Source organism: Streptomyces sp. NPDC006309, assembly GCF_040613095.1.
GTDB lineage: Bacteria > Actinomycetota > Actinomycetes > Streptomycetales > Streptomycetaceae > Streptomyces.
In genome coordinates this window covers 1-14,586 of sequence record NZ_JBEXRO010000013.1, presented here as the reverse complement: position 1 = coordinate 14,586, position 14,586 = coordinate 1, and the positions used below count along the sequence as shown (strand labels likewise).

Annotated in this window: 2 protein-coding genes; both read right to left on the bottom strand. The window is 73.9% G+C overall.

Features of this window, described 5'->3' with window-relative positions:
- Positions 1-20: 20 nt before the first annotated feature.
- Positions 21-11,018, bottom strand: a complete 10,998-nt coding sequence (locus ABZ117_RS18480) for a type I polyketide synthase (RefSeq protein WP_356821986.1) — start codon at positions 11,016-11,018, stop codon at positions 21-23.
- Between the two features lie 95 nt (positions 11,019-11,113).
- A partial coding sequence (locus tag ABZ117_RS18475; RefSeq protein WP_356821984.1) for an SDR family NAD(P)-dependent oxidoreductase occupies positions 11,114-14,586 on the bottom strand: 3,473 nt, incomplete at its 5' end.

Here is a 14,586-nt window from a genome sequence, read left to right as displayed (position 1 = left end):
CCAATCAGTCGTGTGCCGCGTCAGCCTTCGAGGGATTCGCCGTCGCCGAGCGCGAGTTGTACGAGGTCGTCGACGTCCAGATCGGCCAGTGCCCCGTGGGCGGTGTCCGGTGCGCCGGGCGCGGGCGCGCCGGGTTCGTGGGCGGCCAGTTCGACGAGCGCGTCCAGCAGTCCGGCCTCCCGGAAGCGTTCCAGTGGGAGGGCGAGCAGGGCGTGGCGCAGCCGTTCCTCGTCCGCCTCCGCCGCGGGCCGGTGGCCGGCGCCCTCCGGGGCGAGCTCGCCGTGCAGATGGCGGGCGAGCGCGAGCGGTGTGGGGTAGTCGAAGACCACGGTGGCGGAGAGGTTGACGCCGGTCGCGCCGCGCAGCCGGTTGCGCAGCTCCACGGAGGTGAGGGAGTCGAACCCGGCGTCCTTGAACGCCGTCTCGGCGCCGACGCCGTCCGCCCCGGCGTGCCCGAGCACGCCGGCCACATGGCCGCGGACGACGTCCAGCAGCAGGGCCTCCTGCCGGGCGCGGTCCAGCCCGGCGAGGCGGCGCAGCAGACCGTCCCCGCCGTCACCTCCGGCCCCTCGCGCCGACTGCCGTCCCGCGCGCACCAGTTGGCGGAGCAGGGGCGGTACGCCGGTGCCGGTGGCCGCCTCGGCGCGTACGGCCCTGAGGTCGAGCTTCACCGGGACGAGCAGCGTGTCGTCGCCGGCCAGGGCCGCGTCGAAGAGCGCCATGCCCTCCTGCGGGGTGAGCGGCAGGACGCCACCGCGCCGGTTGCCGCGGGTGCGGGCCGCCGCTTCCGTGCCGGTGGTCATTCCGGTGGTCTGCTCCCAGGGCCCCCAGGCCAGGGAGCGGGCCGGCAGGCCGGCCGCCCGGCGGCGGGCCATCGCGGCGTCGAGCCAGGCGTTGGCGGCGGCGTAGTTGCCCTGGCCGGCCGAACCGAACAGTCCGGCGGCGGAGGAGAACACCGCGAACTCCGCCAGCTGCGGAGTGTGTTCCCGGGTCAGCTCGTCCAGGTGCCGTACGGCCACGACCTTCGGTGCGAAGACGTGGGCCAGGCGTTCCCGGTCGAGGGCGCCGATGACGCCGTCGTCCAGGACGCCCGCGGTGTGCAGGACGGCGGTGAGCGGGTGGTCGTGCGGTACGGCCTCCAGCAGCGCCGCCACCGCCTCCCGGTCGGCGAGGTCGCAGGCGGCGACGCGTACGGTGGTCGCGCCGAGCGCCGTCAGATCGTCCACCAGCTCCCGGGCGCCGGCCGCGTCCGGACCGCGCCGGCCGGCCAGCAGCAGGTGCCGTACGCCGCGCCGCTCGACCAGGTGCCGGGCCAGCAGGGCGCCCAGCGAGCCGGTGCCGCCGGTGACGAGGACGGTACCGTCGGGGTCCCAGTGCGCGCCGTCCGCGCCGGTGCCCGCGGACGCGGCCCGGACCAGGCGCGGTGCCCGGACGGCCGTACCGCGCACCGCGAGCTGTGGTTCCCCGGCCGCCAGAGCGGTGGCGAGGAGCACGGCGACGGACTCGTCCGCGGTCCGCGGTCCCCGGGGGTCGTCGGCGGGGGCGCTTTCGTGGATGTCGTCGGAGTCGGCAGGGGTTCTGTCGTGGGTCTCGTCGGTGTCGGCAGGGGCGCTGTCGTGGGTGTCGTCGGTGTCGATGAGGACGATCCGGTCGGGGTTCTCCGCCTGGGCGGCACGGACGAGGCCCCACACGGCCGCCCCCGCCGGGTCGGTCACCGTCTCGTCACCATCGGCGGGTACCGCGCCCCGGGTGACGACGGCGAGCCGCGACTCCGCCAGCCGCTCGTCGGCCAGCCAGGCCCGCAGGACGTCCAGCACCCGGGAGGTGCGGTCCAGGGCGTCGTCGGGTCCATCGGCCGGCACGACCAGTATTTCCGGTACGGCGTCCGCCCAGGCCGGTTCGGCGAGGTCCGCTGCGGTGGCCGCCCGCGCCCAGGACGGTAGCGGTGCGGCCGCACGAGCGGGCACGGACAGGTCGGTCCACTCCACTCGGAACAGCGCGTCGGCACCGGGCGCACCGGCCGCCGCCGCCAGCTGTTCCGTGCTCACCGCGCGGAACACCAGCGATTCCGTCGTCAGCACCGGGTCACCGGTCTCGTCGGCAGCCTGCACCGATACCGCGTCGGGTCCGGACGGTGCCACGCGCACGCGCAGCGCCGAGGCACCGGAGGCGTGCAACGCCAGCCGGTTCCAGGCGAACGGCAGCACCGTGCGCGGCCCGTCGCCCGCAGGGGGCGCGTCGGCCGGGGCGACGAAACCGTTGGCGTGCAGGGCGGCGTCCAGCAGAGCCGGGTGGATGCCGAACCGCGCGGCTTCCTCCCGGTGCCCCTCCGGGAGGGCGACCTCGGCATACACCTCGTCGCCGCGCCGCCACACCGCCCGCAGTCCCTGGAACGCCGGACCGTACGTGTAGCCCTGCTCGATGAGACCGGAGTAGAAGGCGTCGGCGTCCACCTCGACCCGTTCGGCGCCGGGCGGCGGCCAGGCGGTGAAGTCGAACGTGCCGGTGCCGGTGGCGACGAGCGTGGTGGTGAGGGTGCCGGTGGCGTGCCGGGTCCAGGCGTCGGAGCCGACCTCGCCGGCCGTGTCCTCGCGCGCCGAGTACACGGCGACGGTCCGCAGTCCGCTGTCGTCCGGTCCGCCGACGGCGACCTGGACCCGGACACCACCCTGCTCGGGAACGACCAGCGGGGCCTCGATGACCAGCTCCTCCAGCACCCCGCAGCCGACCTCGTCACCCGCCCGCACGGCCAGCTCCACCAGCCCGGTGCCGGGCACCAGGACCACACCTCCCACGGCGTGGTCGGCCAGCCAGGGATGGGTGCGCAGGGAGAGCCGGGAGGTGAACAGCACCCCGCCGGTCTCCGGCACCTCCACCACCGCGCCCAGCATGGGATGGTCCGCCGTGCTCTGGCCCAGGGCGGCGGCGTCGGTGACGGGAGCCGCCGGAAGCCAGAAGTGGCGGTGGTCGAAGGCGTACGTCGGCAGGTCCACGTGCGCCTCGGTGGCCCCCTTCGGGAGAGTGGCCGCCCAGTTCACCCCGGCACCCCGTACGAAGAGGTGGGCCACGGCCACGAGCAGGGTCTGCTCCTCGTCGCGGTCGTCGCGCAGGGCCGGAACACTCACCGCCTCCTCTCCGGCCGCTTCGGTGATCGCACCGGTGAGGGAGCCCCCGGGGCCGAGTTCCAGGAAGATCGACCCGCCCGACGCGGCGATGCCGTCGGCGAAACGGACCGGACGCCGGACGTGGTCGACCCAGTAGGCGGGATCACTCAACTGGCCCGGCTCGGCCAGCTTTCCCGTCACGTTCGACACGACAGGGATGGCCGGCTCGTTCCAGGTCAGCCCGGACAGCACCTCGCCGAACTCGGCCAGCATCGGCTCCATCAACGCCGAGTGGAAAGCGTGCGAGACGGTCAGCCGTTTCACCCGGCGGCCCTGCTCCCGCAACCTCTCCGACACGGCCATGACGGCGTCTTCCTCACCCGACAGGACAACCGAGCCGGGCGCGTTCACCGCCGCCAGATCCACACCCGCACCCAAGTGCTCGGCGATCTCCGACTCGCTCGCCGCCACCGCGACCATCGCCCCACCCTGCGGCAGGGATTGCATCAACCGGCCCCGCGCCGCCACCAACGCCGCCGCATCCTCCAACGACAACACCCCCGCGACATGCGCGGCCACTACCTCGCCGATCGAATGCCCGGCCACCACATCCGGCCGCACACCCCACGACTCCACCAGCCGGAACAACGCCGACTCCACCGCGAACAAACCCGCCTGAGTGAACACCGTCCGATCCAGCAGACCATCGTCACCCGCACCGAAAACCACATCCCGCACCGACTGCTCCACAGCACCCGCAAGCCGCGCATCCAAAGCCGCACACGCCTCATCCAACGCCCGCGCGAACACCGGAAACCGCTCATACAACTCCGCGCCCATACCGACCCGCTGGGACCCCTGGCCGGGGAACACCAGCACGGTCCTGCCGCCGGTGGCCGTGCCCGTCACCACGAGCGGTGATGACCCGCCGACGGCAAGCGTCTCCAGTCCGGCCACCGCTTCTTCCGGCGACGCGGCGACCACCACGGCCCGCTCGGACAGCATCGCCCGCCGGGATATCAAGGCTCCCGCGACGGCGGTCAGCGGTGCGCCGGTCCGGCGGACGTACTCCGCCAGCCGGTCCGCCTGTCCGGCGAGTGCACCGGCGCTGCGTGCGGAGACGACCACCGGTATCGCGCCCTCGGCCGGGGGCACCACCGGCTCCGTGACGTCCTCCTCCGGTGCCTGCTCCAGGATCACGTGCGCGTTCGTGCCGCTCACGCCGAACCCGGACACACCCGCCCGGCGGGGCCGGTTCACCTCCGGCCACGCGCGGGCCTCCGTCAGCAGTTCGACCGCGCCGTCCGCCCAGTCGACCTGGGAGGTCGGGGTGTCGACGTGCAGCGTGGCGGGGAGCACACCGTGCTGCATGGCCTGCACCATCTTGATGACGCCGGCCACGCCCGCGGCCATCTGGGTGTGCCCGATGTTGGACTTCAACGAGCCGAGCAGCAAAGGCTGGTCACGCTCACGGCCGTAGGTGGCGAGGAGGGCCTGTGCCTCGATCGGGTCGCCGAGGACCGTACCGGTGCCGTGGCCCTCGACCGCGTCCACGTCCGCCGGGGTCAGCCCCGCGTTCGCGAGCGCCTTGCGGATCACCCGTTGCTGCGACGGCCCGTTGGGAGCGGTCAGCCCGTTCGACGCGCCGTCCTGGTTCACCGCGCTGCCGCGCACGACCGCCAGGACCCGGTGGCCCTTGCGCCGCGCCTCCGACAGCCGCTCCAGTACGACGACACCCGCGCCCTCGGCCCACCCCGTACCGTCGGCCGCGTCCGCGTACGACTTGCAGCGGCCGTCGGAGGCCAGGCCCCGCTGCCGCGAGAACTCGACGAACGTACCCGGGGTCGCCATGACGGTGGCGCCGCCGGCGAGGGCCATCGAGCATTCGCCGTTGCGCAGGGCCTGGGCCGCGAGGTGGATGGCGACCAGGGACGAGGAACAGGCGGTGTCCACGGTCACCGCGGGGCCCTCGAAGCCGAACACGTAGGCGACGCGGCCGGAGGCCACACTGCCCATGCCTCCGGTACCGGTGAAGCCCTCCAGCTCGGGCGGTACGGGCCCCGACGTGCCGTAGCCCTGGCCCATCAGGCCGGAGAACACGCCCACGTCGGTGCCCTTGAGGGAGGTCGGGTCGAGACCGGCTCGCTCCAGGGCCTCCCAGGAGGTCTCCAGGAGCAGCCGCTGCTGCGGGTCCATCGCCAGCGCCTCACGCGGCGAGATACCGAAGAAGGCGGCGTCGAACAGGGCGGCGTCGTAGAGGAATCCGCCCTGGCTCACGTAGGACGTGCCGGTCCGGTCCGGGTCGTCGCTGAAGAAGCCGCCCAGGTCCCAGCCGCGGTCCTCGGGGAAGCCGGACATCGCGTCCCGGCCCTCGGACACCAGCTGCCAGAGCGCGTCGGGGTCGTCCGCACCGCCGGGCAGCCGGCACGCCATGCCGACGATCGCGATCGGCTCGTCAGGATCGGCGGGCGCGCTGAGCGTCGCGCTGGGCGGCACCACCGCCGTCTCCCCCAGTTCGCCGTGCAGGTGGCGGGCGAGGGAGAGCGGGTTCGGGTGATCGAAGACGACGGTGGCGGCCAGTTTGAGGCCGGTGGCCTCACGCAGCCGGTTGCGCAGCTCGACCGAGGTGAGCGAGTCGAACCCGGAGTCTCGGAACGCCGTGTCCGGCTTGACGCCCTCCGGACCGGCGTGCCCGAGCACGGTCGCCGCGTGCGTGCGGACCAGGTCCAGCAGCAATGCCTCCTGCTCCGCCGTGCCCAGCCCGGCCAGCCGGTCCGCCAGGCCGCCGCCGTTGTCCCCGGCCGCGGCCCGCACGGTCTGCCGTCCGGTGCGCACCAGGCCGCGCAGGAGTGTGGGGACGGCGCGGCCGGCGGCGGCGTCGGCGCGCAGTTGCCGCAGATCCAGTTTGGCCGGGACGAGCAGGGCCTCACCGGTGCCCAGGGCGGCGTCGAAGAGGTCCATGCCCTCCTCGGGCGTCATGGGCAGGACACCGCCCCGCCGGTTCATCCGGCTGCGGGTGAGGTCGTCCATGCCGGCCGCCATACCGCCGGTGGCCTGATCCCACAGGCCCCAGGCGAGCGAGGTGGCGGGCAGGCCGGCGGCCCGGCGCTGGTGGGCCACGGCGTCCAGGAAGGCGTTGGCCGCCGCGTAGCTGCCGGTGCCCGCGCCGAGGAAGACGGAGGAGACGGAGGAGAAGACGACGAACGCGGCCAGTTCCGGCACGAGTTCACGGGTCAACTCGTCCAGGTGCCGTACCGCCGTCACCTTCGGCGCGAACACCTGCGCCACCTGCTCGGGGCGGATGGTGCCGATCACACCGGCGTCGGCGATGCCCGCGGTGTGCACGATCCCGGTCAGCGGGCGGCCGGCCCGGCGCGTCTCGGCGAGCAGTGCGGCGACCGCGGCGCGGTCGGTGACGTCGCAGGACGCGACCGTGACCTCGGCGGCGCCCAGTCCGGTCAGCTCGGCCACCAACTCGGCGGCCCCCTCGGCGGCCTGGCCGCGCCTGCTGGCCAGCACCAGATGGCGTACGCCGTGCCGGGCGACCAGGTGCCGGGCCAGCAGTCCGCCGAGCGAGCCCGTACCGCCGGTGATCAGGACCGTACCCTCGGGGTCCAGCCGCACGGGCCCTGTGGCCACGGCTGCGGACCGGTCGAGCCGCGCCGCGGTCGCCCGGGTGAGCCGCGGAATGTACAACGTCTCGCCACGCACGGCCACTTCGGGCTCCGTGTCGGACAGCAGCCGGTGCAGGACACGGTCGAGGGTGGCGTCGGCGGCCAGGCCCGGGGCGGCACCGGGCCGGGGCCCCGGGTCGAGGTCGAGCAGCACGATCCGGTCGGGGTTCTCGGACTGCGCGGCCCGGACGAGACCCCAGACCGCGCCGCCCGCCGGGTCGCTCACCGCACCGTCGGCCCCGGCCGGGACGGCGCCCCGCGTGGCCACGACGAGCCGGGTCGGCTCCAGGGCGGGCGCGGCCAGCCAGGCCTGCACGGCCGCCAGCACCCGGTTCGTCAGGGCCAGCGCCGGGTAACTCCGGCCCTCGCTCGCGTCATCGCCCTCGGCCTGGCCCTGGTCCACCATGGCGTCCAGCACGATCAGCGCCGGAAGCTCCTCCGCCGTGCTCGCGCTGTCCGCCAGGGCGGTGACGTCGTCGGCGGACCACACCCCGGCCCACGACGGCGGCTCGTCGGACACCTCGTCGGCCGTGGCCCTCTCGGTCCAGTCGACGCGGAACAGCGAGTCGTCGCTCACCGTGCCCACGGCGGCCTCCAACTGCTCGGCGGACAGCGGCCGAAGCTCCGCCGACTCCGCCCGCAGCACCAGCCCACCGGCCTGATCGACCGCTTCCAGCGCCAGGGCGTCCGGGCCGTGCCGCGTGATCCGCACCCGCAGCGCCGTGGCCCCGACGGCGTGCAACGCGAGCCCGCGCCAGATCAGGTACTGCCACACCCGCGCGCCGCCATCGGCCACGGCCGCGTCCAGCAACGCCGGATGCAGCGCGGCATCCAGCAGCGCCGGGTGGAGCCCGAACCGGCCGGCCTCCTCACGCCCGTCCTCCGGCACGGCGACCTCGGCGAGGATCTCCTCACCGTGCCGCCAGAGTGCCCGTACGGCCTGGAAGAGGGGCCCGTGCTCGTACCCGCGCCGGACCAGACCGCCGTACAGCGCCTCCACGTCGACGCGCTGGGCACCGGGCGGCGGCCAGACGCCGAAATCGCCCTGCGGGCTCTCGCCGGGCTTGGGCGTCGCCGTCAGCACACCCGTGGCGTGCCGGACCCAGGCCTCCGCCCCGCCGACCTCGCCCGCGTCCTCCCGGGTCGAGTACACGGTGACCGCACGGCTGCCGCTCTCGTCCGCACCGCCGACGGCGACCTGGACGCGCACCCCGCCCTGCTCCGGCAGCACCAGCGGCGCGACGACGGCGAGTTCGTCCACGGTCCCGCACCCGACCTCGTCACCGGCCCGTACGGCCAGCTCCACGAGCGCCGCCGCGGGGACCAGAGTCACTCCGCCGACGGTGTGGTCCGCCAGCCAGGGATGCGTGCGCAGCGACAACCGGGAGGTGCACAGCACCCCGCCCGTCTCGGGCACTTCCACGATCGCGCCGAGCAGGGGGTGGTCCGTGGGGGCCTGTCCGAGGGCGGTGGCGTCCGTCGCTCCGTTGAGCCGGAGCCAGTAGTGGCGGTGGTCGAAGGCGTACGTGGGCAGCTCCACGTCGGCGGCCCCGGCCCCCTCGGGCAGCACACCGGTCCAGTCGACCGCCACGCCCTTGACGAAGAGTTCCGCCATCGACGTCAACAGCCGCCGCAGATCGCCCTCTTCACGACGCAACGAACCCGTGACGACCGCCTCGCACTGCGCCTCGTCCACGATCTCGTTGACCGGCTGCACAAGAACGGGATGGGCACTGGATTCGACGAACACCGTGTGCCCCTCGGCCAGGAGGGAGGCGATCGCCGGGCCGAAACGGACCTGGCCACGCAGATTGCGGTACCAGTAACCGCCGTCCAGGACACCTTCGTCGTCCACCCAGGTACCGGTCACCGTGGAGAAGAACGGCACCACCGGCGCAAGACTGCGAATGTCCGCGAACGCCTTGCCCAAAGCCCCTTCGATCGCCTCGACATGACGGGTGTGCGAGGCGTAATCCACCGCCACCCGGCGGACGCGGACACCGTCCGCCGCGAGCGCGGCCAACGCCTCGTCCAGGGCTTCGGCGTCACCGGCGATCACCACCGACGACGGACCGTTCACGGCGGCGACCTCGACCCGGCCCTCCCACGCAGCGATCCGGGTGGCGATCTCCGCCTCGGACAGTGCCACGGAGGCCATACCACCCCGCCCCGCCAACTCCCCCGCGATCACCTGACTGCGTACGGCGACAATCCGCGCCGCATCCTCCAGCGACAACGCACCCGCCACACACGCAGCCGCGATCTCACCCTGCGAATGCCCCACCACCGCATCCGGCACAACCCCCACCGACGCCCACACAGCCGCCAGCCCCACCATCACCGCGAAACTCGCCGGCTGCACCACATCCACCCGCGCCAGAAGATCAACCTCACCCCGCAGCACGGACATCAAGTCCCAGTCCACCCACGGTGCGAGAGCCCGGGCACACTCCCCCACCCGCTCCGCGAACACCGGCGACGACTCCAGCAACTCCCGCCCCATGCCCAACCACTGCGAACCCTGACCGGGGAAGACCAGTACCGTCCGCCCGGGCGCAGTCACCGCACCGGTCACCACCGTGGGGCTGCTCTCCCCGCTCGCCAGCGCGCCCAGCCCGGTCGTCGCCTCGTCATGGGAACCCGCGACGACCACGGCACGTTCGGACAGCAGGGCCCGCCGGGAGACGAGCGCACCCGCGATGTCGGCGAGGGGTGTGTCCGTGCGGGCGACGAGTGCCGCCAGGCGCCCGGCCTGGCCCGCCACCGACCCCGCGGTGGCCGCGGACACCACCAGCGGCACCACGGACGGGACCGCGGACGGAGCCGCCCGGTCGGCCGGCACGGTCGGGTCTCCGGCCGGTTCCTCGGGGGCTTCCTCCAGGATCAGGTGGGCGTTGGTGCCGCTGACGCCGAAGGAGGAGACGCCGGCCCGGCGGGGGCGGCCGGTCCGGGGCCAGTCGCGTTCCTCGGTCAGCAGCTCGATGGCCCCGGCGGACCAGTCGACCTGCGAGGAGGGTGTGTCGACGTGCAGCGTGGGCGGCAGGACGCCGTACCGCATCGCCTGCACCATCTTGATGACGCCGGCGACGCCGGCGGCGGCCTGCGTGTGCCCGATGTTCGACTTCAACGAACCCAGCCAGAGCGGTTGCTCACGGTCCTGGCCGTACGTCGCGAGCAGGGCCTGCGCCTCGATCGGGTCGCCGAGGACGGTGCCCGTGCCGTGGCCCTCGATCACGTCGACGTCGGCGGAGGTCAGGCCGGCCTCGGCCAGCGCCTTGCGGATGACGCGCTGCTGCGAGGGGCCGTTCGGGGCGGTCAGCCCGTTGGACGCGCCGTCCTGGTTCACGGCGGACGCGCGGACGACGGCCAGGACCCGGTGGCCGTTGCGACGGGCGTCGGACAGGCGCTCCAGGACGACGACACCGGCGCCCTCGGCCCAGCCCGTGCCGTCGGCCGCGTCCGCGTACGACTTGCAGCGGCCATCGGCGGCCAGCGCCCGCTGCCGGGAGAACTGCATGAACATGCCGGGGCCGGCCATGACGGTCGCGCCCCCGGCCAGGGCCATGGTGCACTCCCCGCGCCGCAGCGCCTGGGCGGCCAGGTGCATGGCGACCAGGGACGAGGAGCAGGCGGTGTCCACGGTCACCGCGGGGCCCTCGAGCCCGAGGACGTACGAGATGCGGCCCGAGGCCACGCTCCCGGTGGTGCCGGTGCCGGTGAAACCCTCCAGCTCCGGTGGGACGGGGCCGCCGGTCGCGTACCCCTCGTTGATGACCCCCACGAAGACACCGACGTCGGAGCCCTTGAGTGCGGACGCGTTCAGTCCCGCCCGTTCCAGCGCCTCCCACGACATCTCCAGCAGCAACCGCTGCTGCGGGTCCATCGCCACCGCCTCCCGCGGGGAGATCCCGAAGAGGCCCGCGTCGAAGAGAGCCGCCTCGTGCAGGAACCCGCCCTGGCTGACGTAGGACTTGCCCGTCTTGTCGGGGTCGGAGTCGAACAGCTCTTCCAGGTCCCAGCCGCGGTCGGTGGGGAAACCCGAGACGCCGTCGCCGCGTTCGCGGACGAGCCGCCACAGGTCTTCGGGTCCGCTCACCCCGCCGGGCAGCCGGCATGCCATGCCCACGATCGCGATCGGCTCCGCCTTCTCGGCCTCTAGTTCACGGACGCGTTGCTGGGAGCGGCGCGCGTCGGCGAGAACACGCTTGAGATAGTCGCGAAGCTTGCTTTCATCCGCCATTGCGGGTCAGCTCCTAGTGGGGCTACGGCGTCAGGTGGACGGCGGGGCGGGCGTGGACGTGGGGTCCGGGCGGTGCCGGGGGGCCGGCCGCCGGGCTAATGGCCGAACTCCGTGTCGATGAGTTCGAAGAGTTCGTCGTCGGACGCGGAGGTGAAGTCGAGCTCCTCCTCGGCTTCCTGCGCCGTGCCGCTCGCCGTGGACCAGGTGGTCAGCAGGCCCTGGAGCCGGGTGGCGACCTGGGCGCGCGTGGCGTCGTCGGAAGCCGCGTCGGCCAGCAGCGCTTCCAGCCTGCTGAGTTCGGCGAGCAGCGGGTGCGTGGCCGGTACGGCGTCGGCGCCCGGGGCCAGCCGGTCGTGCAGGTAGCGGGCGAGGGCGAGCGGGGTCGGGTAGTCGAAGACAGCGGTCGCGGGCAGATTGAGGCCGGTGGCCTCGCGCAGCCGGTTGCGCAGTTCGACGGAGGTGAGGGAGTCGAACCCGGCCTCCTTGAACGCCGTTTCGGCCCTCACCTGGTCCGCTCCGGTGTGCCCGAGGACGGTCGCCACCTGGCCCTGCACCAGCCCCAGCAGCAGGGCCTCCTGCTCGGCCGGGGCCAACGGAGCCAGTCGGCGCGCCAGTCCGCCGGAGTCACCGGCACCGGCCCGCGCGGTCTTGCGGCCGGTCCGCACCAACGCCCGCAACAGGGGCGGGACTCCGCCGCCCAGTGCGGCATCGGCGCGCACCGCCCGCAGGTCCAGCCGCACCGGCAGCACCAGCGCCTCACCGGTCTTGAGCGCCGCGTCGAGCAGTTCCATGCCCTCCGGGGGCGTGAGGGGTACGACGCCTCCACGACGGCCGGTCCGGTTCCGGGCGGCCTCGCCGGTGGCGGTGTCCTCGCCGCCCGTCCGCTCCCACGGTCCCCAGGCCAGCGAGACAGCCGGCAGACCGGCCGCCCGGCGCTGATGGGCCACCGCGTCGAGGTAGGCGTTGGCCGCCGCGTAGCCGCCGGTACCGGCCCCCAGGAAGACCGAGGAGGCGGACGCCATGAGGACGAAGGCGGCGAGAGACGGGGCGAGTTCGCGGGTCAGCTCGTCCAGGTGCCGTACGCCGGTCACCTTCGGCGCGAAGACCCGGGCCATGCGGTCCTGGTCCACCTCGCCGATCACTCCGGCGTCGAAAACGCGTGCCGCGTGGACGACCGCGGTCAGCGGATGCGCGTCCGGTACGGCGGACAGGAGCGCGGCGACCGCGTCCCGGTCGGTGACATCACACGCGGCCACCGAAACGGCGGCACCCAGCTCTTCGAGTTCGGCGACGAGCGCGGTCGCTCCCTCGGCGTCCGCGCCGCGCCGTCCGGCCAGCACGAGGTGGCGTACGCCGTGCCGCCCGACCAGATGCCGGGCGACCTCGGCGCCCAGGGGCCCGGTGCCGCCGGTGATCAGCACCGTGCCTTCCGGGTCGAGCACCGGCTCGGTGGTGGGGGCGGGGAGTGCGCGGGTGAGGCGGGGCACGTACACGGCCGTTCCGCGCAGAGCGAGTTGGGGTTCGCCGGTGGCGAGGGCGGGAGCGAGACCGGCAGCGGTCACGCCGGTGGCGAGGGCTTCGGCGTCGCTATGAGCGCCGGTGCCGGTGCCGGTGTCGGTGTCGGTGTCGGTGTCGGTGTCGATCAGGATGATCCGGTCGGGGTTCTCGGCCTGGGCGGCACGCACCAGCCCCCAGACGGCCGCGCCACCCGGATCGGTGACCTCCGCGTCACCACCCGCGGGCACCGCCCCCCGGGTGACCACGACCAGCCGGCCATCCTCGGCCGCCTCATCCGCCAGCCACCCCTGCACCGCCTCCAACACCCGCCCCACCAGCACCACCGGGGCCTCACCGCCCCCACGACTACGGGCATCCACCACCGTCACCACCGGCACCTCACCCACACCCGGCACGGACGGCAGCTCACTCCACTCCACCCGGAACAACGCGTCCGAACCGGGCGTCGTGGTCAACTGCTCAGCCGAGAGCGGTCGCAGTGTGACCGTCCCGGCGGTCACGACCGGTCCGCCGGACTCGTCGGCGGCCTGGACCGCCAGCACACCGGGAGCGGTCCGGAGGAGCCGCACGCGCAGCGCCGTGGCGCCCTCCGCGTGCAGCGCCAGACCGTGCCATTCCAGTGGCTGCCACAGCTGCTCGTCGTCGGTCGCCGTGATCTCCAGCAATGCCGGGTGCAAGGCGGCTTCCAGCAGTGCCGGGTGGATGCCGAACCGGGCCGCCGCGTCCCGCTGCCCGTCCGGCAGGGCGACCTCGGCGAACAGTTCGTCACCGCGCCGCCAGACCGCCCGCAGCCCCTGGAGGGCCGGGCCGTACTCGTAACCGTGCCGGAGCAGCCGCTCCTCAGCGCCCGAAAGATCTTCGGGCTGGGCGCCGGGCGGGGGCCAGGTGGTGAAGTCGAAGGTCTCGGCGGCAGCGGGTGCCGTACTCAGGGCGCCGGTGGCGTGCCGGGTCCAGGCGTCGGCACCGAAGTCACCGACCGTGTCTTCCCTCGCGGAGTGGATCGCCAGCGGGCGGCGGCCTTCCGCGTCGGGCGCCTCGACGGTGACCTGTACCCGCACACCGCCCTGTTCGGGAACGACCAACGGCGCCTCGATGACGAGTTGCTCCACCGCACCGCAGCCGACCTCGTCCCCGGCCCGCACGGCCAGCTCCACCAGCCCCGCACCGGGCACCAGGACCACTCCCCCGACGGCGTGGTCGGCCAGCCAGGGGTGGGTGCGCAGGGAGAGCCGGGAGGTGAGGACCAGCCCGTCCGACTGCGGCAACTGGACCACCGCGCCCAGCAGCGGGTGGTCCGCCGTGCTCTGGCCGAGCCCGACCGCGTCCGTGGTGGGAGCCGTGCGCAGCCAGTAGTGGCGGTGGTCGAAGGCGTACGTCGGCAGGTCCACATGCGCTGCGCCGGCACCCTCGGGGAGCACCGCCGCCCAGTCGACCTTCGTTCCGCGCACGAACAACTCCGCGACGGACAGCAGGAGGGTCAGCTCCTCGCCCCGGTCGTCACGCAGGGCCGGAACACTCACCGCCTCCTCTCCGGCCGCTTCGGTGATCGCACCGGCGAGGGCGCCCCCGGGACCGAGTTCCAGGAAGATCGACCCGCCCGACGCGGCGATGCCGTCGGCGAAGCGGACCGGACGCCGGACGTGGTCGACCCAGTAGGCGGGATCACTCAACTGGCCCGGCTCGGCCAGCTTTCCCGTCACGTTCGACACGACAGGGATGGCAGGCTCATTCCAGGTCAGCCCCGACAGCACCTCACCGAACTCGGCCAGCATCGGCTCCATCAACGCCGAGTGGAAGGCGTGCGAGACGGTCAGCCGTTTCACCCGGCGGCCCTGCTCCCGCAACCTCTCCGACACGGCCATGACGGCGTCTTCCTCACCCGACAGGACAACCGAGCCGGGCGCGTTCACCGCCGCCAGATCCACACCCGCACCCAGGTGCTCCGCGATCTCCGCCTCGCTCGCCGCGACCGCGACCATCGCCCCGCCCTGCGGCAGGGATTGCATCAACCGGCCCCGCGCCGCCACCAACGCCGCCGCATCCTCCAGCG